The 26334-nt window shown below is 36.7% G+C and carries 27 protein-coding genes and 1 pseudogene; 19 read left to right on the plus strand and 9 right to left on the minus strand.

Annotated features, from left to right (window positions below):
• Both AC1VU3_RS07055 and AC1VU3_RS07060 read left to right on the plus strand, forming a co-directional pair.
• Positions 1–246, plus strand: a 246-nt coding sequence (locus tag AC1VU3_RS07055; RefSeq protein WP_480389270.1) for a hypothetical protein, incomplete at its 5' end; no start/stop codon positions are given.
• A pseudogene (locus AC1VU3_RS07060) lies at positions 243–694 on the plus strand (VOC family protein). The gene AC1VU3_RS07055 and the pseudogene AC1VU3_RS07060, both read left to right, overlap by 4 nt.
• A gap of 170 nt (positions 695–864) precedes the next feature.
• On the opposite strand, the gene AC1VU3_RS07065 reads toward AC1VU3_RS07060, so the two are convergent.
• The 7 genes from AC1VU3_RS07065 to dnaA all read right to left on the minus strand — a co-directional run bounded on the left by AC1VU3_RS07065 (position 865) and on the right by dnaA (position 10871).
• Positions 865–1968 (minus strand): HD-GYP domain-containing protein, encoded by a 1104-nt coding sequence (locus AC1VU3_RS07065; protein WP_482983184.1) that lies wholly within the window; start codon positions 1966–1968, stop codon positions 865–867.
• A 221-nt stretch (positions 1969–2189) separates the two neighbouring features.
• Positions 2190–4691, minus strand: coding sequence for a DNA gyrase subunit A (gene gyrA, locus AC1VU3_RS07070; protein ID WP_480389268.1), 2502 nt, complete (start codon positions 4689–4691; stop codon positions 2190–2192).
• Between the two features lie 27 nt (positions 4692–4718).
• Entirely contained in the window at positions 4719–6641 is a 1923-nt protein-coding gene (gene gyrB / locus AC1VU3_RS07075; protein ID WP_480389279.1) for a DNA topoisomerase (ATP-hydrolyzing) subunit B, read from the minus strand.
• Positions 6642–6687: 46 nt separating this feature from the next.
• The gene (gene recF, locus AC1VU3_RS07080; RefSeq protein WP_480389267.1) at positions 6688–7800 is read right to left on the minus strand and encodes a DNA replication/repair protein RecF; all 1113 of its coding nucleotides are present in this window, start codon (positions 7798–7800) and stop codon (positions 6688–6690) included.
• Between the two features lies 1 nt (position 7801).
• Complete coding sequence (gene yaaA, locus AC1VU3_RS07085; RefSeq protein ID WP_480389266.1) at positions 7802–8029, minus strand: S4 domain-containing protein YaaA; 228 nt, start codon at positions 8027–8029, stop codon at positions 7802–7804.
• 193 nt (positions 8030–8222) lie between these two features.
• On the minus strand, positions 8223–9359 hold the full coding sequence (gene dnaN / locus AC1VU3_RS07090; RefSeq protein WP_480389265.1) for a DNA polymerase III subunit beta: 1137 nt from the start codon (positions 9357–9359) through the stop codon (positions 8223–8225).
• 168 nt (positions 9360–9527) lie between these two features.
• The gene (dnaA, locus tag AC1VU3_RS07095) at positions 9528–10871 is read right to left on the minus strand and encodes a chromosomal replication initiator protein DnaA (RefSeq protein ID WP_480389264.1); all 1344 of its coding nucleotides are present in this window, start codon (positions 10869–10871) and stop codon (positions 9528–9530) included.
• A 535-nt stretch (positions 10872–11406) separates the two neighbouring features.
• On the opposite strand from dnaA, the gene rpmH reads away from it, so the two are divergent.
• The 11 genes from rpmH to AC1VU3_RS07150 all read left to right on the plus strand — a co-directional run bounded on the left by rpmH (position 11407) and on the right by AC1VU3_RS07150 (position 21458).
• Positions 11407–11541, plus strand: coding sequence for a 50S ribosomal protein L34 (gene rpmH / locus AC1VU3_RS07100; RefSeq protein WP_480389263.1), 135 nt, complete (start codon positions 11407–11409; stop codon positions 11539–11541).
• Positions 11542–11615: 74 nt separating this feature from the next.
• On the plus strand, positions 11616–11960 hold the full coding sequence (gene rnpA / locus AC1VU3_RS07105; RefSeq protein WP_480389262.1) for a ribonuclease P protein component: 345 nt from the start codon (positions 11616–11618) through the stop codon (positions 11958–11960).
• A gap of 60 nt (positions 11961–12020) precedes the next feature.
• Positions 12021–12791, plus strand: a complete 771-nt coding sequence (gene yidC, locus AC1VU3_RS07110; RefSeq protein ID WP_480389261.1) for a membrane protein insertase YidC — start codon at positions 12021–12023, stop codon at positions 12789–12791.
• On the plus strand, positions 12788–13528 hold the full coding sequence (gene jag, locus AC1VU3_RS07115; RefSeq protein ID WP_480389260.1) for an RNA-binding cell elongation regulator Jag/EloR: 741 nt from the start codon (positions 12788–12790) through the stop codon (positions 13526–13528). Before yidC ends, jag begins: the two co-directional genes overlap by 4 nt.
• Before the next feature lie 381 nt (positions 13529–13909).
• Positions 13910–15295, plus strand: coding sequence for a tRNA uridine-5-carboxymethylaminomethyl(34) synthesis GTPase MnmE (gene mnmE, locus AC1VU3_RS07120; RefSeq protein WP_480389259.1), 1386 nt, complete (start codon positions 13910–13912; stop codon positions 15293–15295).
• Between the two features lie 21 nt (positions 15296–15316).
• Complete coding sequence (mnmG, locus tag AC1VU3_RS07125; protein ID WP_480389258.1) at positions 15317–17206, plus strand: tRNA uridine-5-carboxymethylaminomethyl(34) synthesis enzyme MnmG; 1890 nt, start codon at positions 15317–15319, stop codon at positions 17204–17206.
• A gap of 22 nt (positions 17207–17228) precedes the next feature.
• Complete coding sequence (gene rsmG / locus AC1VU3_RS07130; protein ID WP_482983185.1) at positions 17229–17945, plus strand: 16S rRNA (guanine(527)-N(7))-methyltransferase RsmG; 717 nt, start codon at positions 17229–17231, stop codon at positions 17943–17945.
• Positions 17946–18028: 83 nt separating this feature from the next.
• A complete protein-coding gene (gene noc / locus AC1VU3_RS07135) occupies positions 18029–18904 on the plus strand; it encodes a nucleoid occlusion protein (RefSeq protein ID WP_480389278.1) in 876 nt (291 codons plus the stop codon).
• A 188-nt stretch (positions 18905–19092) separates the two neighbouring features.
• Positions 19093–19854, plus strand: a complete 762-nt coding sequence (locus tag AC1VU3_RS07140; protein ID WP_480389256.1) for a ParA family protein — start codon at positions 19093–19095, stop codon at positions 19852–19854.
• The gene (locus AC1VU3_RS07145) at positions 19847–20689 is read left to right on the plus strand and encodes a ParB/RepB/Spo0J family partition protein (protein ID WP_480389255.1); all 843 of its coding nucleotides are present in this window, start codon (positions 19847–19849) and stop codon (positions 20687–20689) included. The genes AC1VU3_RS07140 and AC1VU3_RS07145 overlap by 8 nt, the downstream gene beginning before the upstream one ends.
• Before the next feature lie 64 nt (positions 20690–20753).
• The gene (locus tag AC1VU3_RS07150) at positions 20754–21458 is read left to right on the plus strand and encodes a DUF554 domain-containing protein (RefSeq protein ID WP_482983186.1); all 705 of its coding nucleotides are present in this window, start codon (positions 20754–20756) and stop codon (positions 21456–21458) included.
• Here the strand turns inward: AC1VU3_RS07150 and yyaC are convergent.
• Positions 21402–22013 carry a spore protease YyaC gene (gene yyaC, locus AC1VU3_RS07155; protein ID WP_482983187.1) on the minus strand — a complete coding sequence of 204 codons (612 nt, stop codon included), beginning with the start codon at positions 22011–22013 and terminating at the stop codon, positions 21402–21404. The two genes, AC1VU3_RS07150 and yyaC, sit on opposite strands and share 57 nt — an antisense overlap.
• 75 nt (positions 22014–22088) lie before the next feature.
• Between yyaC and AC1VU3_RS07160 the strand changes: the two genes are divergently transcribed.
• The 3 genes from AC1VU3_RS07160 (at position 22089) to ychF (ending at position 24347) form a co-directional block, all read left to right on the plus strand.
• Entirely contained in the window at positions 22089–22949 is an 861-nt protein-coding gene (locus AC1VU3_RS07160) for a mechanosensitive ion channel family protein (protein ID WP_480389252.1), read from the plus strand.
• Positions 22950–22957: 8 nt separating this feature from the next.
• Positions 22958–23164 (plus strand): DUF951 domain-containing protein, encoded by a 207-nt coding sequence (locus AC1VU3_RS07165; RefSeq protein ID WP_480389251.1) that lies wholly within the window; start codon positions 22958–22960, stop codon positions 23162–23164.
• Between the two features lie 82 nt (positions 23165–23246).
• Positions 23247–24347 (plus strand): redox-regulated ATPase YchF, encoded by a 1101-nt coding sequence (ychF, locus tag AC1VU3_RS07170; protein WP_480389250.1) that lies wholly within the window; start codon positions 23247–23249, stop codon positions 24345–24347.
• A gap of 134 nt (positions 24348–24481) precedes the next feature.
• Here ychF and AC1VU3_RS07175 read toward each other — a convergent pair whose 3' ends face one another.
• A complete protein-coding gene (locus AC1VU3_RS07175) occupies positions 24482–25054 on the minus strand; it encodes a DUF3267 domain-containing protein (RefSeq protein WP_480389249.1) in 573 nt (190 codons plus the stop codon).
• A gap of 156 nt (positions 25055–25210) precedes the next feature.
• Between AC1VU3_RS07175 and rpsF the strand changes: the two genes are divergently transcribed.
• Genes rpsF through rpsR form a run of 3 tightly spaced genes read left to right on the plus strand, consistent with a single transcriptional unit; the run spans position 25211 to position 26329 of the window.
• Positions 25211–25501, plus strand: coding sequence for a 30S ribosomal protein S6 (rpsF, locus tag AC1VU3_RS07180; protein ID WP_480389248.1), 291 nt, complete (start codon positions 25211–25213; stop codon positions 25499–25501).
• Positions 25502–25542: 41 nt separating this feature from the next.
• Positions 25543–26040, plus strand: a complete 498-nt coding sequence (gene ssb, locus AC1VU3_RS07185) for a single-stranded DNA-binding protein (protein ID WP_480389247.1) — start codon at positions 25543–25545, stop codon at positions 26038–26040.
• 52 nt (positions 26041–26092) lie between these two features.
• Complete coding sequence (gene rpsR, locus AC1VU3_RS07190; protein WP_480389246.1) at positions 26093–26329, plus strand: 30S ribosomal protein S18; 237 nt, start codon at positions 26093–26095, stop codon at positions 26327–26329.
• The last annotated feature ends 5 nt before the right edge of the window (positions 26330–26334 follow it).

The raw sequence follows: 26334 nt of genomic DNA on the forward strand, positions 1-26334 counted from the left end.
GATGTCATGTTTGTTTTGCGATATGTTTCAATCGCTGTATATCTTGACGTTTTGCATGTTCAGTTTTCAATGTTCATCGTGTTGCCAAGTCGTTATTACCTCTCGGCGACTTCTATATATTATCAAGGATTTTTATATAAGTCAACACCTAAATCAAATAAAATAGTAAACTTCTTTTTAAATCTTAAAGATGTCTATGTCGAGTTTATTTTTCTAACGAGAAAGCTATTCAGAGAGAAAAGATAAATAGATTAAACTTAATAACACAACAAATGATATTGTAAAATCTCACATGTTTTTTAAAAACCTTGGATTCGATACTTCGATTAGAGGAACAGAGTCTAACCCATACATTATTTTCTTTAAAAATAAAGGAACGAGGATTGCTTTGTATCCTAAAGAGGAGCTAGCTAGAGATATAAACAAAGAAAATCCACCTGCTACGCTAAATGGCTTTGCAGGGATAACATTAGCTTATAATGCAAAATCAATGGAAGAAGTAGATGATATTTTAAACAGAGCTCGTTTGTCAGGTGCAACAATTCAAAAAGAGCCTAAAAAGAATGATTGGGGAGGTTATGGAGGATACTTCACAGACCTTGACGTCTATTATTGGGAGGTTGCTTACGGAGAGGATTGGGAATTTGATGAATCGAACATGTTAATTATTACAGAACAATTCTCAACTGAATGATAAGACAGCAAAATACAATAATTAAAAGTTATATATGAAACCCCCCCTCTTTGATTAGAGGGGGACCTAATTGATTACTCTAATAAACTTCCACTATACTTTGAAAGTATGCATTTACATTTAAGATCCATCATTACTTGATTCCAATATAATAAGACATCGTAAAGATATTAATCCAGTATACTCTCAATGTGTAGTCCTCGGTTAGCAGCTAAATCTAAAATTTCTCCAGATTCCTTCATACGTACCATTGGCCTCATTGGAGAATCTCGATGGAAAAATACAATCTCACCGACTTCTCCATTAGATAATCTAACTCCTGTAGAAATAGGCAAATCACATACTAATGATATTAAAGCATTCACCACTTCGAAATTATATTTCCCGAACTCTTCTTCTTTAATCATCTCTAGCACCTTAAAAGAAGAAGTTTTAGCACGGTATAGTCGCTCAGATGTCATTGCATGATAGACATCTGCAATAGCTATAATTTGAGAGTAAATAGATATTCCCTCTGATTTTTCTCCCTTGGGATAACCGCTTCCGTCCAGTCTTTCATGGTGTTGAAAAATAGCTAGTTTCATCTCTGGCTTTAAAAGCGGACTGTCCTTAATTAACTGAAAGCTAAAAATTGTATGCTTCTTTATTTCGGAGAATTCCTGCTCCGTTAAAGGAGTTTTCTTTTCTCTAATCTTACTATCTATCCTCGCCATTCCAACATCAGCTAACAGTCCTGCAGTGGCAAGCTGATTGATTTGCCCTGCCGGGTAACCTAATTTTTTTGCGATTGCTCCTGCTAGGATACCTACCGCTATAGAATGGTGTGCTACATATTTGTCCATAGAAGAATAACTATTAAGTAGTGCATATATCTGTTTTTCTTCCATTACTTTTTCTATCAGGGGCATTACTATTTGTCTAAGCTTTGCCACATCTACCTTCATCCCAGTTTCCCATGCCGTAAATTCTAGGAAAAAGTTATTTACCGCTTTGTTATAGAGCTGGTTAAAATTCAAAGAGGGCTGCGATGATCTGCTATTGGAAGAATAGCTTTTCTCTCTTTTTAGATCTGCAAGCTCTTCCTCCGTTCGATTAAAAATATTTTCTACTAGGATAGGTACTTTTAATACATTAAACGCATTTAAAACTTCGATATGTTCTCTTTTTATCTTTGTGTTTTTGCGAAGTATTGGTGACTTAGTATTGACTAAGATATCCTCAGCCAAAATACTTCCTAATCTAACCTCTTCTAAGTTTTCTAGTAAATGCTCCATATTTTCCCCACTTATGAAATATTTTATCTTATTATACTAAAATTTCCGTTTTTAGTATATGTATAAAAGGGACCATCTAAAAAGTCATTTTTAGATGGTCCCTTTCCGACGAGAATGGTGGAATTTTGATGCTACGGCAGGAGCAAAACTACATAGCAGATATCCATAAAAAAAGGAAGGGCGCCTCATAAGTTATCTACTTATGGGACACCCCCTTTCTTTTATTCTTCAGAAGTTACTTCTTCATCGATGCCTTCCTCTGTAGATTCAGCATCTCCATCTGTTTCTTCTGCTTCTTCTTTTTCTACTTTTGCTACGGTTGAGATTAACTCTTCGTTCCCTAATCTCATCAGTCGAACTCCTTGAGTACTTCTACCAGTTACAGAAATATCATTTACATCCATACGTATTAACATACCATTGATAGTGATTAACATCAGATCTTCATCGCCAGAAACTGCCTTTACAGCAGATAAAGGACCGTTCTTATCGGTAATTTGACAAGTTTTCACTCCCATACCGCCACGGCTTTGCACACGGTATTCTGATTCAGGTGTTCGTTTTCCATAACCCTTTTCAGTAACAACTAGTATCTCTTGTCCTGGCTCAATGATTTCCATACCTACAACATAGTCATCATCTTTTAATCGGATACCTCTTACTCCACCAGCAGTTCTTCCCATTGAACGGATATCGTCTTCATTAAATCTAAGCAATTTACCTTCACGAGTTCCAATAATAATTTCTTTATTGCCATCTGTTAAGCGAACAGCGATTAACTCATCCTCTTCACGTAAAGAGATCGCTATTAAGCCATTAGAACGGATGTGGGCAAAACTTGAAACTGGTGTACGCTTGGTTACCCCTTGTTTTGTCGTAAAGATGAAGTAATTATCCTCTTCAAACGATGACATTGGAATCATAGCAGTTACCTGCTCATCTTTATCAATTTCTAATAGGTTGATAAGCGGAAGTCCTTTTGCAGTTCGTCCGAATTCAGGTACTTCAAACCCTCTTGCACGATAAACTTTCCCTTTATTTGTAAAGAATAAGATTGTATCGTGAGTAGATGTATACAATAAATGCTCAACGAAGTCATCCTCGTTAGTGCCCATTCCTTGTACACCACGTCCACCACGCTTCTGACTCTTATACGTATTTGCAGGCAAACGTTTTATATACCCTTTATTAGTTAAAGTAAGCACGGAATTTTCCATAGGAATTAAATCTTCGTCCTCTAGTATTTCTGCACCACCTGCAACTATTTCTGTTCTTCTTGCATCGGCATAACGTTCTTTGATTTCTTTTATTTCATCTTGAATGATTTCTATTACTCGATATTCATTCGCTAAGATGAACTTAAGCTCGTCAATCAACTTAAGAAGAGAGTTATACTCTTCTTCAATTTTATCTCGTTCTAACCCTGTCAAACGTTGTAGACGCATATCTAAAATTGCTTGGGCCTGTCTCTCAGATAAGTTGAAGCGCTCCATTAAACCATTTTTCGCTTCTTCCCCTGTTTGAGATCCTCGAATAAGGGCAATTATTTCATCAATATGATCAAGAGCAATACGTAAACCCTCTAAAATATGAGCGCGATCCTCTGCCTTATTCAACTCAAATTGTGTTCTACGACGAATAACTACCTTTTGATGCTCTAAATAATGATAAAGCATCTCTTTCAAATTCAGTACCTTTGGTTGATTGTCCACTAGTGCTAGCATATTTACACCAAAGCTAGATTGTAAAGCTGTTTGCTTATACAGGTTATTAAGTAAAACATGAGAGTTTGCATCCTTGCGAACCTCGATGACAATTCGCATACCATTTCGATCAGATTCATCTGCTAAATGTGTGATGCCATCAATCTTTTTATCACGTACTAACTCTGCTATTTTTTCAATTAAGCGAGCCTTGTTTACTTGATAAGGAAGTTCTTTTACAATAATGACTTCTTTTCCACTAGATTTTTGCTCAATTTCCACTTTGGCGCGTACTAATAATGAACCTCTTCCAGTTTCATAAGCACGACGAATACCGCTGCGCCCCATGATAATTCCCCCTGTTGGGAAATCAGGACCTGGGATAATGTTCATTAACTCATCCACTGTGATAGCTGGATTCTCTGATAGCGCCAGTACTCCATCGATTACTTCTCCTAGATTATGAGAAGGAATATTGGTAGCCATCCCAACCGCAATACCGGAAGCACCATTTACTAAAAGATTTGGATATCTACTTGGTAATACAACAGGCTCTTTCTCTTGGCCATCGTAGTTATCCTTATAATCGATTGTATTTTTATTGATATCTCTTAATAGCTCTAATGCTATTTTAGACATTCTGGATTCCGTATATCGCATCGCAGCTGCTCCGTCACCATCTACGGAACCAAAGTTCCCATGACCGTCTACGAGCATATAGCGATAACTAAAATCTTGTGCCATACGCACCATTGCCTCGTAAATAGAGGAGTCACCATGTGGATGATATTTCCCCATAACATCTCCTACAATACGGGCTGACTTTTTGTGAGGCTTGTCCGGTGTATTTCCTAACTCTTGCATTCCATACAGGATTCGACGATGCACAGGCTTTAGCCCATCACGAACGTCTGGCAAAGCACGAGAAACAATAACACTCATCGCATAATCAAGAAAGGAGGTTTTCATCTCATGACTAATATTTATTCCTCTTACACCTTTATTCGGTATTTCTGACATCCTAAAGACCTCCAATCACACACATTCTTATATATCAAGATTTTTCACGTATACTGCATTTTCTTCGATAAATTGTCTTCTTGGCTCTACTTCTTCACCCATCAGCTGCTCAAAGACTTTGTCAGCCTCCATGGCATTATCAAGATTAACTTGTAATAGAGTGCGAGCATCTGGATCCATTGTTGTTTCCCAAAGTTGGTCGGCATCCATTTCTCCAAGTCCTTTATAACGCTGGATATTTGGTTTAGAAGTTTTCGGTAGACGCTCAAGAATTTCTTTCAGCTGTTCATCATTGTAGCAATACTCTACATGTTTCCCTTGCTTCACCTGATAAAGAGGTGGTTGCGCAGCATACACATAGCCCGCTTCGATTAATGGTCTCATAAATCGGAAGAAGAATGTAAGTAATAACGTCCGAATATGAGCACCATCCACGTCCGCGTCTGTCATGATGATGATTTTATGGTATCTTGCTTTATCTAGTGTGAACTCTTCTCCTATTCCAGTACCAAGTGCCGTAATCATCGCGCGGATTTCAGCGTTTCCAAGAATTCGATCTAAACGAGCTTTCTCAACATTTAGGATCTTTCCTCGAAGCGGAAGAATTGCTTGGAAATGTCTATCACGACCAGATTTCGCTGAACCACCGGCAGAGTCACCCTCTACTATATAGAGTTCACTTTCAGAAGGGTTTCGTGATGAACAATCCGCTAGTTTACCTGGTAAGCTAGAAACTTCTAAAGCTGACTTTCTACGAGTAAATTCTCTCGCCTTTTTTGCAGCTAAGCGTGCTCTGGCCGCCATTAAACCTTTGTCCACAACTTTTCTAGCAATTTGCGGGTTTTCTAATAAAAAGCGCTCAAAGCCTTCAGAAAACAAGCTATTGGTAATAGCACTAACCTCTGAGTTCCCCAGTTTAGTTTTTGTTTGTCCTTCGAACTGTGGATCTGGATGCTTAACAGAAATAATCGCTGTAAGTCCTTCTCTCACGTCATCTCCAGATAAATTTGCCTCTGATTCTTTAAGAAGGCCATTTTTTCTAGCATAATCGTTTATTACACGAGTAAGGGCCGTTTTAAAGCCGGACTCATGCGATCCACCCTCATAGGTATTAATGTTGTTAGCGAAAGACAGGATATTAGAAGAATAGCCTCCGTTATATTGCATAGCTATTTCTACAGATATTCCATCCTTTTCACCTTCTACGAAGATAGCTTCCTCTGTAAGAGGCTCCTTAGATTTATTTAAATCCTCTACATAAGATTTAATACCGCCCTCATATAGATATGTCTTCGATTGCTCTTGACCTTCGCGCTCATCAGTAATCGTAATAGAAAGCCCACGATTTAAATAAGCTAGTTCACGTACACGATGAGCAAGAATATCGTATTCATATACGGTGGTTTCTGTAAATATTTCAGCATCTGCTTTGAATCTTGTAGTAGTACCAGTATCTTCGGCATCTCCAATAACTTCTAATGGAGAAATAACTGCTCCACGTTTAAATTTGATGCTATGCATTTTTCCTTCACGCTTAACGTATACTTCTGTATATTCGGATAGAGCGTTAACAACAGATGCACCTACGCCATGAAGACCGCCTGATACCTTGTAGCCTCCGCCACCAAATTTACCGCCTGCATGGAGCACAGTCATAATTACCTCTACCGCAGGTTTACCCATTTTCTCTTGAATATTTACTGGGATTCCGCGTCCATTGTCTTCTACGCGAATCCAGTTATCTTTTTCAATTGTCACGATAATATGATCGCAGTAACCTGCAAGTGCTTCATCAATACTGTTATCTACTATTTCCCAAACTAAGTGATGAAGACCTTTTCCGCTTGTTGTCCCAATATACATCCCAGGACGCTTACGAACAGCTTCTAGTCCTTCCAACACTTGTATCTGGTCTGCATCATAAGATGGTTGTAATTCTTTTTCCTCCATAGTCAACTTGCTCACCTACTCTTTCACTTCTATCATTGTGAATCTTTTATTTATCAATCGTTCCCTGTTCCACATGAAACATTCTTGCTTGTTGTATCGTTTCATGCGCTATTCCATCCACACTAGTGGTAGTTACAAAAGTTTGGACGTCTCCATGAATCGTATTTAATAAATGAGACTGTCGATAATCATCAAGTTCCGATAATACATCATCCAGCAATAAAACAGGAGCCTCTCCTACCTCCTGTTTTATCAACTCGATTTCAGCTAGCTTTAAAGACAATGCAGTTGTTCGTTGCTGCCCCTGTGATCCATATACTTGAACATCATAGTCGTTTACGAAAAACTTTAAGTCATCTCGGTGGGGACCATACAAGGTAACCCCTCGATCTAATTCTCTTTTTTGATTCTCTTTTAATTTATTTTCAATATGAGTCTTCATACTATTTTCAGACCAATCCGCTTCAATACCTATAGTAGAGTCATATGCAACTGTTAGCTTTTCTAATCCTCTAGAAATACCTAAGTGAATTGGCTCGGCCCACTTTTGTAGGTAATCCATGAATTGGAATCTTTTTTGTACTACTTTTACTGCTGCTTCTACGTATTGCTCTGTATAAACGTCAAACATCACATCATCTAGTTTGGACTTCCCTTGATGTTGTTTTAATATATGATTTCGTTGTTTAAGCACCTTTTGAAATTGTAATAAATCATGAAGATATACCGGAGAAATTTGTCCAATCTCCATGTCAAGAAATCTTCTTCTGACTTGGGGACTGCCTTTTACCAAATTCAAATCTTCAGGTGCAAACATCACGACATTTAATTGACCAATATAATTGCTCAATTTTGTTTGCTCTATATGATTTACTTTTGCTTTTTTACCTTTTTTTGAAAGTGTTAGCTCTAATGGTAAACGTCCATACTTTTTTTGAACATCACCTTTTATTCTACCATAGTCTGCTTCCCAACGTATCAATTCTTTATCGTTGGAAGTTCTATGTGATTTTGCCATGGATAAAACATACAAGGATTCCATTAGATTTGTTTTCCCTTGAGCATTTTCACCAATCAACACATTAATCTTGGAGGAAAAGTCTAGCTCAATTGAATCATAATTACGGAAGTTTTTTAGTTCTATGCGTTCAATATACATACTATGCCCCGTTCTCAGGTCCAACCATTAGAAATCTTCCTACCCCTGGGATATTCACAACATCTTTATTATAAAGCTTACGACCTCTTCTTTGATCTGCTTCTCCGTTTATATAAACGATATTTTCACTTAGAAACCATTTAGCGGCTCCTCCAGAATCAATAGCATCTGTCATTTTTAATAACTGTCCGAGTGTAATATACGGCGAATCAAATTGTATCTCTTCCAACTATTATTCAACCTCTTCTCATTTTCTTTATCCCTTCATTTTACTCCAAATTAGCAAATATGTAAAAAAGATAGCCACATAAGTGACTATCTCTGATGAAAATTTCTTATAGAAGAATCGATTATTACGTGGAAAAAGAAAAAGTCCTTACTGATATTTTCACTTATGAACAGGATTTATTATTCCTCCATAATTAATAAGTTCTTACCGGCAATATTAACTGTAAGATGGAATCATCATGTACCGATTTTAAAACAAATGGTCTCATAGCTCCTGTGAATAAGATTTTTACATCTTGTCCATCTATTGCTTTTAAAGCATCCATCATATATTTAGCACTGAAGGAGATTTTTAATTCCTCCCCATCGATAGTTTCCGCTAGAATTTGTTCTTCTACCTTTCCGATTTCCGGAGAATTAGAGGAAACCTCCACATATCCTTGTTCAACTGTAGAGAAGCGAACAACATTGTTTCTTTCTTCCCTAGCTAATAGAGAAGCACGGTCAATAGCTTGGAGTAGTGATTTTCCGTTTACAACAATAGTTGTCTTATATTCACTAGGAATTAAACGAGAAGTGTCTGGGTAATTCCCTTCTAATAATCGAGAATAGAATAATACATTTTCTGCTTTAAAAAGAATCTGCTGCTGAGTCATGACAATTGCAACCTCAGAGGAGGTTTCTTCTAATATTTTGTTTAATTCATTCAGGCTTTTACCAGGAATGACAATACTATATTCTTCTTCAGGTAGATCCTTTAATGCTGTTTTTCTTTTAGCTAGACGGTGACTGTCTGTAGCAACACAGTTTAGCTCTCCGCCTTTTACTACCCAGTTAACTCCAGTTAGCACTGGTCGACTTTCAGATGTAGAAACGGCGAAAACTGTTTCTCGAATAATCGATTTTAATAAATCAGATGGCATGAAAAATTGATGCTCTTCTTCAAGTTGTGGAAGTAAAGGATATTCAGATGCATCTAATCCAATCAAGTTAAATTCTGTTTTTCCTGAACGAATATTCGTTTGAAAATAATTTGTTACTTCGATTACTACATCATTTGTAGGTAGCTTACGAATGATTTCATTAAACATTCTTGCTTGTAAAACGATAGTTCCTGGTTCTATTACTTGTATTATTTGCTCGCCATCTTTTTCTACTGGAAGAAAGGTTTGAATGGTGATATCTGAATCACTTCCTGTAATATATAACCCTTTTTCAGTTACTTCTAATTTGAGTCCTGTCAAGATTGGAATAGTTGTTTTTGAACTTACAGCTTTCATTACATCATTTAAGCCTTCTAACAAACTATCTCTCATTACTTCAAATTTCATTTTAGTACCTCTCTTATATAATTATTTATTTAAAAGATTAATAGATATAGTAATAGGGCTTGTGGATATGTTGATAACCGTATAATTCTCTTATACAGCCTCGATATCCACATGTGAATAACCTGTTCTTAAGTAGAATGAAAAAATGAAAAGTTATCCACATAGTTATTATCTTCCGAGGATAGATTTTATTTGCTTTAAATCATTTTGTAAATTTAAGTCGTCCTTTAGCATTTTAGAGATTTTTTCATGAGCATGGATCACTGTTGTATGATCTCGACCACCGAATTCCTCACCTATTTTAGGTAAGGAGAAGTCAGTAAGTTCTCTGGAGAGATACATAGCAATTTGTCGTGGAAATGCAATGGATTTTGTTCTCTTCTTTGCAGTGAAATCCTCTAATTTAATATGAAAATGCTCTCCAACAACCTTTTGAATATCCAATATAGTAATAATACGAGGTCTTGCATTTGGCAGTATATCCTTTAATGCTTCCGCTGCCAATTCTATATTAATGTCTTTATTCACTAATGAGGAGTAAGCTACTACGCGAATTAACGCGCCTTCAAGCTCTCGGATATTGGAATCTATTTGGTTGGCAATATAGGCCATTACCTCATCTGAAATATCAAGACCATCTGCACGAGCTTTTTTTCTTAGAATCGCAATTCTTGTTTCTAAATCTGGAGGAGCTATATCAGTGATTAGTCCCCATTCAAATCTCGATCTTAATCGGTCCTCTAGAGTAGGTATTTCTTTAGGAGGACGGTCACTTGAAATAACGATTTGTTTTGATTCCTCGTGGAGGGCATTAAAGGTATGGAAAAATTCTTCTTGAGTTGATTCTTTTCCAGCTAGGAATTGAATATCATCTATTAGTAGTACATCGACATTTCGATATTTATTACGAAAATCAACTGCTTTGTTGTCTCGAATGGAATTAATAAATTCATTTGTAAACTTCTCAGAAGATAAATAAACCACTTTTGCATTCGGATTGTGTTCTTGAACATAATGTCCAATCGCGTGCATTAAGTGGGTTTTTCCTAATCCAACACCTCCATATATGAAAAGAGGATTATATGCTTTTGCTGGTGCTTCTGCTACTGCTAGGGAAGCTGCATGCGCAAACCTATTCCCAGAGCCTATTACAAAGGTATCGAAAGTATTTTTTGAGTTAAGCATTCCGGGCGAAAACTCAGACTGTTCATTTTGTGTAGCAGGAACTTTTGGTTTAGGGATGTCAAAATCATTGAAATCCTGGTTCTTTGGTACAACAAATGAAATTAATAGTTCATTACCGGTAATTTCATTTAAAATACCAGCTATTAAATGAACATAGTGGTTCTCCAACCAATCCCTAGCGAAGGAATTGGGTGCTGCAATGGTGACAGTTTCTCCTTTATAAGAAAGAAGCTTCGTGGATTTTAACCAAGTCTCAAAACTCGGTTTAGAAGTTTTCTTTTCTACTTCGGAGAGAACTTTTGCCCAAAGTTCTTCTAAGTGTTCCAATTATTTAATCTCCTTTTTCTTAGATTTTCGTAGAGACGAACAATTATTTTTGTATTCCCTTGTTTTGCTTAAGTTTTCCTCTTATATATGTATAAAATAAGTTATATACACAAATCCACGACTTGTGGATAAAGTTTATAAAGGTATGGGGAAAAATATTATCCACAGATTACTAACAACTGTGGATAAAGTTTTCAGTCAGTTTTTAAGAAGAATAGTAAAACACAAACATCGTATCAAAAATACGTTGCAATTACAAGTTTTTTTAAGGTTATCCACAATATTAATATAATTAACAAAAAGAGTTGTCCACAGCTTATGATTATGTGAAAAACTTGTTCATAAGCTATGTGGATATTTTTTGTGCATAAAATTTTATTAACAGTCTCTATGAATAGCTTTGTGGATAAGTGGGGATTCCTTATGGATAGAAAGAATACTAATTAAGCATTGACAATTAGGGGTTAGTTTTTATATAATATCCAAGACTGTCTAAGGAACTTTTATAGATGATCATTCAGGAGGTGTCATATAGATGAAACGTACATTCCAACCAAATAGCCGTAAGAGAAGCAAAAATCACGGTTTCCGTGCGCGTATGAAAACAAAGAACGGTCGCCGCGTATTAGCAGCACGTCGTGCAAAAGGAAGAAAAGTATTATCAGCATAAGTCCACTGACCATCTCAGTGGTCTTTTTTTTCTTTTAACTTTTAAAATGTTAGTTGGAGCAGGTGAATTGATCGGTGAATAAGAAACAGAGGATAAAGAAGAATACAGAGTTCCAGCATATTTTTAAAAAAGGAAAATCATTTGCCAACAGACAGTTCGTGATATATAGCATAGATAACGATCAGGAATATTTTCGCATTGGAATATCTGTAAGCAAAAAGGTAGGAAATGCTGTAGTTAGGAATCGTATTAAGAGATATATCAGGCAAACCTTTTTAGAATTAAATGACTATGTATTCCCGAAAAAAGATTATATTATCATCGCCAGGAATCCGGCGGCCAACCTCGACTTCCATGAAACCAAGAAGAGCTTAGAACATGTGCTAAAAATAGCGAAGGTTTTAAGAAAGAAAAGCTAGTGAAGTCTTTTCAACGTAATGGTAAGATAGTGGAAGATATAAAAATTAGGGGGAAGAAGGTTGAAAAAGAGAATATTCCTAGTAGTAATGCTTATCATGATTACTACTTTTTTAGCAGGCTGTACTGAATTTAATGAGCCAATTTACGAGGACTCGGAAGGTTTTTGGAACGAGTTTATCGTTTGGCCACTAGTATCATTTATTACCTATTTTAAAAACTTACTTGGCACATATGGGCTAGGTATAGTAGTGGTAACAATCATAATTCGATTGGTAATTTTACCTCTGATGATTAAGCAGACTAAAAATTCGAAGAAGATGCAGGAAATTCAACCTGAATTAAAGGCACTTCAGCAAAAGTATGCTTCTAAGGATGCAGTTACACAGCAAAAGTATCAACAAGAAATGATGGCCTTATTTAAAGATAGAGGAGTTAATCCTGCAGCGGGCTGTTTGCCGATTTTTATACAAATGCCCATATTAATAGGTTTCTATCATGCAATAAGCCGAATGAATAATACGCCTGAGATTAACTTAGGAGATTTTATTGGATTTACTCTAGCAGAGCCGAGTATAATATTAGCAGTTCTAACTGGGGTTATGCAGTTGATCGTGTTAAGAACAGGACCTGCAATGGACAACCCTCAAATGAAAATTATGATGTATATTATGCCGTTTATGATAATGGGATTTGGTATGGTAGTACCTTCAGCCCTAACCTTGTACTGGGTTATTGGTAATATTATCTCCATTATTCAAAACTTATTCATTTATAAACCTTGGAATAAACCGAAAACAATACCTGTTAAAGCGGGAGGGGCAAAAAAATGAAGCAGATTACACAGACTGCGCCTACAAAGGAAGAAGCTATAAGTGTTGCACTTGAAAAACTTGGAGTAATGCAAGAAGATGTGTCAATTACCGTAGTGGAAGAAGGGAAAAAGGGCTTTCTCGGTTTTGGGGCCAAGCCTGCAGTTGTGGAAGTTACTGTTTTAGAAAAAGAAGTTGCTTTAGAAAAGGATTTTGAAGAAGACCTTGTTGAGCATGTAAGTGAGTCTCAAGAATACGTTGTTACCTTAGTAGAAGAGGAAAAGAAAGAGCTTGTTCCAAATAATGACCAGGCAGTTGCCGAAACGATTGCTTATCTAATGGATATCGCCAAGCAATTGGATATCCAAGACTTAAAAATAGAGGAAAAGAGAGAAGGAAAATTCATATACCTTCACTTAAATAGCGAAAAAGCAGCTTTGCTTATTGGAAAAAGAGGTCAAACGCTGAATGCCTTAGAGAATCTTTCCCAATTAGTTGCCAATAAGTTTTCACAATCCTTTATTATTATCAAATTAGATGTAGGGAACTACCGTGAGCGAAGACAAGAGTCTCTTGAGCTCCTTGCTGAAAAAATGGCAGACAAGGCTGTCCGTACCGGAAAAAAGGTAGAATTAGAGCCAATGAGCTCTTATGAAAGAAAAATTATTCATCATGCACTTTCTGTTCGAGTAGATATTGAAACTTACTCGGTAGGAAAGGATCCAAACAGGTTTTTAGTGATAGAACCAATAAAATAACGAAAAAACGGATTTTGGCACAGATGCTGAAATCCGTTTTTCTTCGCAGAAAGATTTTATGAAACCAGAGTTTGGAAGGAAGTAGGCACTTGCGTTTTTCGAGGTGTCTAGCTCCAGCGTCTTTCCCTCAAGGTAAAATGTGAAAAAGCTGTGGAGCTGCCTCCTCTTTTTTCCTCATTTACTTGTCGGGGAAGAACAAGGAGCTTGCGCTTTTCTTGTAAAAAAATGATTAGTTGGTAACGGTCTTTTTTTATTCACATAAATAAAAGGTTCTAGACTTCTGATTTGGGTCAATTTATGTTATTGTTATATGTTAGATAGTCATGTTCATTTCAGTTATCCACATGTGAATAACTGAGGAAAGATAGGAGGTGGACGTCAATGGAATTTGATACAATAGCTGCTATTTCTACTCCACTAGGAGAAGGGGCAATTGCCATTGTGAGACTAAGTGGTGAACAGGCGATTGAAATAGCTGAGAAAATATTTCGTTCTCCTAACGGCAAGAGTTTAGCTTCCCAAGCATCTCATACAATCCATTACGGTCACTTAGTAGATCCGAAAAATGGGGAAGTAGTGGAGGAAGTCATGCTTTCCTTGATGAAAGGTCCCAAGACATTTACAAGAGAAGATGTTGTCGAAATAAATTGCCATGGAGGTCTTGTGTCTGTTAACCGAGTTCTTCAACTGGTATTGATTAATGGAGCACGACTTGCTGAACCGGGTGAGTTTACAAAACGTGCTTTTTTAAATGGTCGTATAGATTTGTCTCAAGCGGAAGCTGTGATGGATTTAATACGAGCAAAAACCGATAAGGCGATGAACGTAGCGCTTGGTCAAATGGAAGGTCGTCTATCAAAGCTAATCCAATCGTTGAGACAAGCGTTACTTGAAACATTGGCTCAGGTAGAAGTAAATATTGATTATCCTGAATATGATGATGTGGAAGAAATGACGCTTCCATTGATGATAGAGAAAGGCAACTGGGTGAGGGATGAAATAGAGAAGCTATTGGTCACTTCATCCCAAGGAAAAATCCTTAGAGAGGGTCTTTCTACTGCTATAATTGGTAGACCGAACGTCGGAAAATCTTCCTTATTAAATAGCTTAATACATGAAAATAAGGCGATTGTTACAGATATAGCAGGAACTACACGTGATATTATAGAAGAATATGTAAATGTGCGTGGTGTTCCTTTAAAGCTTGTCGATACTGCTGGTATTAGAGAGACAGAGGATATTGTCGAACGTATCGGTGTCGAGAAATCAAGACAAGTATTAAAAGAAGCGGACTTATTGTTGTTGGTGTTAAATAATTCAGAGCCACTTACAGATGAAGACAGAAGATTGTTTGAAACTGTAAAAGGGATGGATTATATCGTTATTATCAATAAAACGGACTTACCAACTCAATTAGACCACGAGGAAGTAAAGAAACTCTCAGGAGACAAACGCCTAGTCACAACCTCTTTATTAAAAGAAGAAGGGGTGGACGAGCTAGAAGAGGCAATTGCTTCTCTGTTCTTTGAAGGGTCCATTGAAATTTCTGATATTACGTATGTATCGAATGCCCGTCATATTGCTTTATTAAACCAAGCAAAGGCAACAATTACCGATGCAATTGAAGCTGCACATAACAATGTCCCAGTGGACATGATACAGATAGACGTTACAAGAACGTGGGAGATATTAGGCGAGATTATTGGGGATACTGTGGAAGAAAGCCTGATTGATCAGTTGTTCTCACAATTTTGTTTAGGAAAATAATAAGGAGAGGAAGAAACGAACATGCCAAACTTTGAAGCAGGCAAGTTCGATGTGATTGTCGTTGGAGCAGGACACGCAGGAGTAGAAGCTGCACTAGCCGCTGCAAAAATGGGTGCCAAAACCCTTGTTCTAACAATAAATCTAGATATGATTGCATTTATGCCGTGCAATCCATCCATCGGAGGACCTGCAAAGGGAATTGTCGTGCGAGAAATAGACGCACTAGGCGGAGCCATGGGAAAAGTAATAGATAAAACACATATTCAAATGAGAATGCTTAACACAGGAAAAGGTCCTGCTGTCCGAGCGCTAAGAGCTCAAGCAGATAAAGTGTTATATCAACATGAAATGAAGAAATTGTTAGAGGAACAAGACAATCTAACGATTCACCAAGCAGTAGTAGAAGAGTTGCTAGTGGAAGATAACACGATTGTTGGTTTAATAACACAAGTAGGGGCTATCTATAGAGCTAAAACCGTAGTAATTACCACTGGCACTTTCCTACGCGGGGAAATCATTATCGGTGACTTGAAATATTCTAGTGGTCCAAACAATCAACAGCCGTCTATTAAATTGGCTGACAGCATACGAAACTTGGGCTTTGACCTTGTCCGATTCAAAACGGGAACGCCCCCTCGAGTTAATAGTAAGACGGTTGATTACTCTAAAACAGAAATACAGCCTGGAGACGATGTTCCACGAGCTTTCAGCTTTGAGACAACGGAGTTCATCATGGATCAGTTACCTTGTTGGTTAACTTATACAAGTGCAACGACTCATCAAATTATAGAAGAGAACCTCCATTTATCTCCTATGTATTCTGGAATGATAAAAGGAACTGGGCCAAGGTATTGTCCATCTATTGAGGATAAAATTGTACGATTTAATGATAAGCCTCGTCACCAAATTTTCTTGGAGCCAGAAGGAAGAAATACGAAAGAAGTTTATGTGCAAGGATTATCTACAAGTCTTCCGGAACATGTACAAAGAAAATTACTAGCTTCCATTCCAGGTCTTGAAAAAGCTGAAATGATGAGGGCAGGCTATGCAATAGAATATGATGCAATGGTTCCAACTCAGCTTTGGCCAACCTTAGAAACGAAAAAAATTAAAAATCTATACACTGCAGGCCAAATTAATGGGACATCTGGCTATGAAGAAGCAGCTGGTCAAGGATTAATGGCAGGAATTAATGCAGCTCTTAGAGTATTTAATAAAGAGGAAGTAGTTTTAAGTAGATCAGATGCTTATATTGGTGTTCTTATTGACGATCTAGTAACAAAAGGAACCAATGAGCCTTATCGTTTATTAACTTCTCGTGCTGAATATCGTCTGTTACTTCGCCACGATAATGCAGATCTTCGTTTAACAGAGATTGCCTATAATATTGGTCTAATTTCTGAAGAACGTTATGAGAAATTTACTTCTAAGAAGAAGCGTATTGAACAAGAACTAGAAAGATTACGTGCTTGGATGGTTAAGCCGAATGATACTACACAAGAGGTTATTCGTAGTGTTGGTGGTAGTGAGCTTAAAGACGGTATACGTGCTGCGGATTTATTAAAACGCACAGAAATGACGTATGATTTAATTGCTCAATTAGCACCAACAGACATAGAGCTAACAGTAGAAGAAAAAGAACAAGTAGAAATTCAAGTGAAATACGAAGGGTATATTGAAAAATCTCTTCAACAAGTAGAAAAATTGAAAAAAATGGAAGATAAGAAGATTCCAGAAGATATTGATTACAATGCTATTTCAGGTCTTGCTACGGAAGCGAAACAAAAGCTGATGCAAGTTCGTCCATTGTCAATTGCCCAAGCATCTCGTATATCTGGGGTAAATCCAGCAGATATTTCTATTTTACTCATTTACATTGAACAAGGAAAAATAGCAAAGATCTCTGGTTAGTCTAATAGAAGAGGAGAACACCATGAACGAAGAACAATTTAAGCTAGCCCTCTTAGAAAAAGGAATTGAGCTAAATGATTCTCAAATGCACCAATTTAGAAGATATTATGAGCTATTGGTAGAGTGGAACCAAAAAATGAATTTAACAGCTATTACAGATGAAGAATCTGTCTACTTGAAGCATTTTTACGACTCTATCAGCGCTTCCTTTTATGAAGATTTTTCGGGTTCCTATTCTGTTTGTGATGTGGGGGCGGGAGCAGGATTTCCAAGTATACCCCTGAAAATCTGTTTTCCAAATCTAAAGGTGACAATCGTTGATTCTTTAAATAAACGAATTCAATTTTTAACTCATTTAGCTAAAGAGCTACAATTAGATGAGGTTCATTTCGTCCATGCAAGAGCAGAGGAATTTGGACAAAATGCATTTTACAGAGAACAATTTGATCTTGTTACTGCTAGAGCAGTAGCAAGACTCTCTGTTCTAGCAGAGTTATGTTTACCGTTAGTTAAAGTTGGTGGAAGGTTTATTGCAATGAAAGCAGCCAATGCGCTAGATGAACTAAAGGATGCACAAAAAGCAATTGATATATTAGGATCTAAAAAAATTGCAGAGTTTACTTTTCTTTTACCTATCGAAAATAGTGAGAGAACGTTGTATGTCTTTTCTAAGATCAAAGGCACACCGAAAAGATATCCTCGAAAACCAGGTATTCCAAACAAAACACCTATTAATTAATGAGGAACGTTCCACGTGAAACATTATAAGTTTCTTTTTGGATAAATGTAGTTTTAAGAGTTATTAAAGGGTGGTGCTAGATGATGAAAAGTCCTTTCTCACGATTTTTTGGAAATTCAGTAAAGCAAGGGCAAGAGGAAATTGTTGAAGAAGCTAGTAGTAATGTGGAAGAAGTTGTACAAGTCCCGATAGAAAAAATTGTTCCAAACAGGTACCAACCAAGGACTGTTTTTGATGATTCGAAAATAGAAGAGCTTGCAAGAACGATCCATACACACGGAGTAATACAGCCAATCGTTATTAGAAAAATGGAAGACGATAAGTATGAGATTATTGCAGGTGAACGACGTTTCCGAGCAATGACAAAACTGCAGTGGAAAGAAGTACCTGCAATTGTTCGTAATTTAAGTGATAAGGAAACAGCTTCGATTGCATTAATAGAAAATCTTCAAAGAGAAGAGTTAACAGCAATTGAAGAGGCTGTTGCTTATCAGAAATTATTGAAGCTCCATGATTTGACGCAAGAGGCGCTTGCCCAAAGGCTAGGTAAAGGACAATCCACTGTTGCGAATAAGCTTCGATTGTTAAAGCTGCCAGAAGTAATACAACAAGCTATTATGAACAAACAGTTATCGGAAAGACATGCAAGAGCTTTAATGCAATTAAAGGAAGAAGAATTACAAATTCAGTTAATGAATGAAGCAATAGAACAACAATTAAATGTAAAACAATTAGAGGACAAAGTTTCAATTATAAATAATCCGATAGAGAAAGATGAAAAGAAATCTAAATCTAAACCTAAGCGAAAAGCTGTGAGTAAGGATGTTAGGATTGCTCTAAATACTATTAAACATTCACTTTTTATGGTAACTAAAAGCGGGATTGATATAAAAACAGAGGAAGAAGATACAGACGATTTTTATCAAATAACAGTAAAAATACCTAAAAAGAAATCATAAATATATTTTACTTATTCCACCACTAATTAGATGGTGGTTTTTTTTGTCCAAAATTTCTGTAGTAGCTGTTTGTATAGACGGTGTAAAATGAATCAAACATAATTTTAACAATAATAGCATTCATTTTTCTGCGAAATTTGATAGAATAGAAGATGAGCCTAAAATGAAAAAAGAAAGAGGGTGCAAGAGTGGGAAGAATTATTGCAATAGCAAACCAAAAAGGAGGAGTAGGTAAAACTACGACTTCCGTTAACTTAAGTGCCTGCCTTGCATACTTAGGTAAAAAGGTTTTATTAATTGATATAGATCCACAAGGAAATGCTTCTAGTGGCGTTGGTGTGAATAAAGGCGAGGTAAATCAATGTATTTATGATGTTTTGATAGATGACGTAAGTATAAAAGATACAATTTTAGAAACGAAAGTAGAAAATTTACATATCGTTCCGGCAACTATATCTCTAGCTGGTGCCGAAATAGAATTAGTATCAACCATTTCAAGAGAAGTCCGCTTGAAAAAGGCTATCCAAGAGGTAGAAAAGCTTTATGATTATGTCATAATCGATTGTCCGCCTTCCCTTGGTCTATTAACCATTAACTCTTTAACAGCGGCTGATTCTATTATCATTCCTGTCCAATGCGAATTTTATGCTTTGGAAGGGCTTAGCCAGTTATTAAGTACCATTAGACTTGTACAAAAACATTTGAACAAAAACCTTCAAATCGATGGTGTTTTATTAACGATGTTTGATGCAAGAACAAACTTAGGTATTCAAGTAATTGAAGAGGTTAAGAAATACTTCCAAGACAAAGTGTATAAAACAATTATACCTAGAAATGTCCGTCTTAGTGAAGCACCTAGCCACGGAGAACCTATCATTATCTATGATCCGAAATCAAGAGGTGCAGAAGTATACTTAGAACTTGCGAAGGAAGTGATCCGTCATGGCTAAAGGTTTAGGTAAAGGATTAAGTGCATTTTTTCCAGAAGAAGATACAGTAATCGAAGAGAAAGTTGAACAAATCAGCATAACGGAGATTAAACCAAATCCATACCAGCCTCGTAAAGTTTTTGAGATAGATGCATTAAATGAGTTAGCAGAATCGATTAAAGAGCATGGGGTATTGCAGCCTATCATACTTCGTAGAAAAGGCTCCAAGTATGAAATAGTTGTGGGTGAGAGGAGATTTAGAGCCTCTCAATTGGCAAAACTAGAAGAAATACCAGCAGTTATTCGAGAGTTAAATGATCAACAAATGATGGAATTAGCTATCTTAGAGAATTTGCAGAGAGAAGATTTATCTCCTATTGAGGAAGCAGAGGCTTATCAAAACCTGATGGACAATTTAAATCTTACTCAAGAACAGCTTGCTTTTAGATTAGGTAAAAGCAGACCATATATAGCAAACCATGTTCGTTTGCTATCTCTACCAGACGTAGTAAAAGAAGCGGTTTCGAATGGCACAATATCTATGGGACATGCTAAAGCATTGCTAGGCTTAAAAAAGAAGAAAAACATCCCATTAATTATGCAAAAAACCATAAAAGAAAACCTTAATGTACGGCAACTAGAGGCATTAGTTCAACGTTTGAATGAGAATGTTCCACGTGAAACAAAAAAAGTGGAAAAGGATATCTTTACGTTAGAAAAAGAATCTGAACTACGTGAGTTTTTTGGCACGGCAGTAACAATTAATAAAGCAAAAGAAAAAGAAAAGGGTAAAATTGAAATAGAATTTTATTCAAAAGATGATTTAGAAAGAATTCTAAGTTTGTTAGAAAACTAGTACAACCTATCTCTCGTGGAAATTGGAGAGATAGGTTGTATTTTTGAAGTAAGGAAGAGAAAAGATGGCTCTGTTAGGAACATTCATTAACGCTATATTAATTATTGTAGGTTCTTTAATCGGTAGATTATTAAAAGGCATATCAGAAAATATGAAGCAAACTATTATGTATGCTATAGGGATAGCTGTAATAGTCATGGGTATACAAATGGGTATTAAAAGTGAAAACTTTACCATGGTTATTATTTGCTTAGTTGTTGGTGGTGGACTAGGTGAGTGGATTGATTTAGAAAAGCGTATCAATCAGCTAGGTCACTTAATAGAAAAGAAATTCAGCTCGGGAAAACCAAGTGGTAGTCTTGCACAAGGTTTTGTCACCGGCACCCTAATTTTTGTAATAGGAGCAATGGGGATACTAGGAGCAATAAATAGTGGGATACAGAATGATCATGATTTACTAATAAGTAAAGGAATTATAGACGGCTTTACTGCAATGATTTTATCAGCAACGTTAGGGATAGGAGTGGTCCTATCCGCTGTACCTGTGTTTATTTATCAGGGAATAATTGCATTGTTGGCTATACAAATAACGATGCTTGTTCCAGCAGCTACCTTTGATTTGTTTATTCAAGAAATGACAGCTACTGGTGGAATTATGATCATAGCTATTGGTTTAAACTTAATTGGACTAACCAAAATTAGAGTGGCAAACTTACTGCCAAGCTTGCTGGCTCTCGCTGTGTGTGTATGGCTTATTACGATGTTTTAAATAATATCTGTGATAAGCAAGTAACAATGCTCTTGAAATGACTTTGCCCATCTCAAAGGTTAAATGTAACCGAGTACTTTGTAATACATTATATTCCATATAGCCGCCAATATTGACGACTCCTTTAATAGAGAGCTCTCCAATAGGAGGGAGTTCTTTTTTTACAGCTTTACCAGGATATAAAGGACCAGGATGTACAATAATATCTCCAATACTGCTAGCATTACCTAAACAAGCATCAATAGCGATAATATATGGCTTTTCGGCTGAGTTATATAGCCTTTCTACAGTTTGCTCGAGATTAAGAGCATGTAGAGGAGTATCTAAAGTGCCGACAATTTCAAATGGAAAAGAAGATAGTTGAGTCAAGAAGGATCCGGTCATCGGACCCATTGCATCACCTGTAGAACGGTCAGTTCCAATACAGCAGAAAACAAGGTTCGGATGATGAAAAGGAATATAGTCTAAAAATATAGAGCTTAATCGCCAAATAGCACCCGATTCTTTATAATAGATAGAAGAGGTAGAAGGAATAGAGTTTACTTGATAGGTCATATACTAACTCACTTTCTTTTTAATGACAGTATATGCACCTATAAAGTAATTTATTCAATAAATGGGAGGGTTACCATGGTATTGGAAAAACCGATTAATGATTTAAAAGATTATTTACTCAATGCAGAAACATGGATAGGATTAGGAGCAATCATATTAAAAATCCTATTCATTTTAGTAATATCAAGCATTGTTATTAGAATAGGAAGGCGCCTAATAGAAAAAGTTTTTATTACAAGAATAAAAACTCCTTTAAGATATTCTGAAAGAAGACAAAATACATTAATGAAATTACTACAAAATATTTTGTCTTACATAGTTTATTTCATTGCAATTCTGACTATTTTAGCGACCTTTGAAATTGATGTTGCAGGTTTACTAGCTGGGGCTGGAATCGTTGGTCTAGCAATTGGTTTTGGTGCCCAAAGCTTAGTGAAAGACGTTATCACAGGATTCTTCATTGTATTCGAGGATCAATTTGCAGTTGGAGACGAAGTATTAATTGGGACTGCAAGAGGAACAGTAGAAGAGATTGGACTGCGCACAACCAAGATAAAGAGCTATACAGGTGAACTGTTTATTATCCCAAATGGTGCTATCACAAATGTAGTAAATTTCTCCGTATTCAATTCTAAAGTATTAGTAGATATTAAAGTTGCTTACGGATCAGATATCCAAGAAGCCGAAAGAGTAATAAAAGACTTCTTGAAAAATTTACCATTTAAATATCCTGAGCTAGTAAAAGCTCCGGAGATTTTAGGGATTGAGGATTTAACAGCTACTGAAATGGTGTTTAGAATAGTGGTAGAAACAATGCCAAACGAAAATCAGGATATGGCAAGAAAAATTAGAAGAGATTTAAGAGAGTACTTACAATTCAAAGGAAAAGATAGTGCTTACCCTATTGTTGTAAACGAAGCGAATAAAGAAGAGTAGGTGACTGTATGGAAAGAAAGAAATTTCAACTCAATGATATTGTAGAAATGAAAAAGCAGCATCCTTGTGGAACAAATCGTTGGAAAATTATCCGTTTAGGGGCAGACATACGCATAAAGTGTGAAGGATGTCAGCATAGCGTGATGATTCCACGTGTAGAGTTTGAAAAAAAGATGAAAAAAGTTTTAGTAGAAGCAGAACCAACAACTGAGTAAGGATAGACTTTTATTTGTAAAATCAATATAATGAACAGGTTAGTTGGAATGAGAACGTAATTAGGAAAGGGTTGTGACTTATATGGCGTTAACAGCTGGAATCGTAGGGTTGCCTAACGTAGGAAAATCTACATTATTTAATGCAATAACAAAAGCTGGAGCACTTGCTGCAAACTATCCGTTTGCTACAATCGATCCAAACGTAGGGATCGTAGAAGTACCAGATGCTCGTTTAGATAAATTAACAGAATTAGTTGTTCCGAAGAAAACTGTCCCTACTGCTTTTGAATTTACTGATATCGCTGGAATTGTAGAAGGAGCAAGTAAAGGGGAAGGGTTAGGAAATAAATTCCTTGCTCATATTCGCGAAGTAGATGCAATCTGTCAGGTAGTACGTTGCTTCCAGGATGAAAACATTACACACGTTTCTGGTAAGGTAGACCCTATTTCTGATATTGAAGTTATTAATCTTGAATTAATCCTAGCAGACTTAGAAAGCGTGGATAAACGTCTAGCGAGAGTATCTAAAATGGCGAAGCAAAAGGATAAGGATGCAATGGTGGAAGAGCCTATTCTACTTCGTTTAAAAGAGGCATTTGAGGCTGGACAACCAGCTCGTTCTGTAGACTTTACGGAAGATGAATTAAAGGCAGTAAAGGGCATGCATTTATTAACCATTAAGCCTATGCTTTACGTTGCCAATGTTTCTGAGGATGACATAATGGAACCCGAGGATAACGAATATGTAAAACGCGTAAAAGAATTTGCTGCTAACGAGGGTGCAGAGGTAATTGTCGTTTGCGCAAAAATTGAAGAGGAAATGGCTGCTTTAGAGGATGAAGAAAAGAAAATGTTCTTGGAAGAGCTAGGGATTGCTGAATCTGGTCTAGACCAATTGATTAAAGCATCGTACTATTTACTTGGACTAGCTACTTATTTTACAGCAGGTGTGCAAGAGGTAAGAGCTTGGACTTTCCGCAAGGGAATGAAAGCACCTCAATGTGCTGGTATTATTCATACAGATTTTGAAAAAGGATTTATCCGTGCAGAAACTGTTGCTTATGACGATTTAGTTGAGTATGGCTCCATGTCAGCAGCAAAAGAGGCAGGGAAGGTTCGTTTAGAAGGTAAAGAGTACGTGGTAAAAGACGGAGACATTATGCTATTCCGTTTTAACGTGTAATAAAAGAGAAAAACACCATCCAGTTTTCTAGTAACGAAATGATTTAATGATGTTAGTATCAAAACTAGAGAACAAGGTAAAAAAATAAGCAAGCACTTACGATTTTATCAATTAGAATCGTAAGTGCTTTTCGTTTATTTTTTATCCGCATCTTTTATTTTTACTACATATAATTTTGGCTCTGTAGGATGGTCTTTGATAAGAATATCGTTAGGGTATTTTTTTAGTTCTTTATACATCGCAAAGTCACCAACGGCTCCAGCTATTAGCCAAGCTCCTACCAACACAAGAATCAGAGACTGGTCAATATATCCAATCACCATAGGAATCACACCAGTAACCCAAAATGGCAATAAAAGAGCCTTTTTCATTGCCTTGTTTGGAATGGGAATGGCGGTTGTAGCGTAAGCGACTCCTAAAGAGAGATTAACCCCATAGTCCATAGAACGCCAAGGAACTTTACCATATACCCAAAAGCCGAGTAAATGAAAAAATTCATGTAAAATGATGAGAAGAAAATAACTAATAACAAATAAAAGAATACCCGAAAAGGATATAGCAAACTCCAACCCATCATAAAGAATTACATATAAAATAAAACCGAGGATAGAAAAGATGATTGTTTGCCAAACATTTGCGATAGCAACTTTTTTTATATCTATTTCAATCGTATGTACGATTTCTAGTTCTTTATCCAAAGTATTCACCTCTGTCTCAACTATACTATAAAGAAAAAATATTAGTATCCATTTTGTTGATAGTAGAGAGAAGTTGTGCTACAATAAATTGATGTGAGTAATAGTATTACTTGCTCCTTGTCGCCTGTTCGCAGTCGGCCAAAGACCATAGGGAGGTGTAAATAGATGAGAAAGTACGAATTAATGTACATTATTCAACCAGCGATTGAAGAAGATGCGAAGAAAGCTCTAGTGGAGCGTTTCAACGAAATCTTAACTTCTAACGGAGCTGAAATCATCGAAGCAAAAGAATGGGGTAAACGCCGTTTAGCTTACGAGATTAACGACTTACGTGAAGGTTACTACCAAATCGTTAAAGTAAATGCTGATTCTAAAGCAATCGATGAGTACATTCGTCTAGCTAACATCAATGAAGACATTATCCGTCACATTGCTGTACGTATGGACGAAAAATAAGAAATCGACTACGAATGCTGAACGAGGGAGGTTGAAAACTGATGATTAACCGTGTCGTGCTAGTTGGAAGACTAACAAAAGATCCGGAACTTCGATATACGCCGAGTGGTATTGCAATGGCAAGATTCACACTTGCTGTGAATCGAACATTCTCAAACCAACAGGGTGAAAGAGAAGCTGATTTTATCAACTGCGTGGTTTGGAGAAAACAAGCTGAAAATACGGCAAACTTTTTGAAAAAAGGAAGTTTGGCTGGTGTTGAAGGGCGTATTCAAACAGGTAGTTATGAAGGACAAGATGGTAAGCGTGTTTATACGACGGATGTTGTCTGTGACAGCGTTCAGTTCTTAGAACCACGTGGAAGTTCTGGTGGTGGCCAAGGTGGACAATCATTTGGCGGTGGCCAACAGAATAATCCATATCCAACATATCAGCAAAACCAACCAACGAATCAGCAAAATTATACACGTGTAGATGACGATCCATTTGGAAGCAGCAGCGGTCCGATAGAAGTATCGGATGACGATCTGCCGTTCTAAAAACTAATTCTCGCGTATATTATTACCTTAATCGAAAAGGAGGCAATCTATTATGGCACCACGTCGCGGAGGCAAAAGACGCCGTAAAGTTTGTTACTTCACTGCTAACAACATCACTCACATTGATTATAAAGATGTAGATTTGTTGAAAAAATTCGTGTCAGAGCGTGGGAAAATTCTTCCACGTCGTGTGACAGGAACTAGCGCGAAGTACCAACGTAAGCTAACAAGAGCTATCAAAGTAGCTCGTATCATGGCTTTACTTCCATTCACAGCTGATGAAAGATAAGTTAT

Source organism: Psychrobacillus sp. Z16_25 (genome assembly GCF_056856695.1).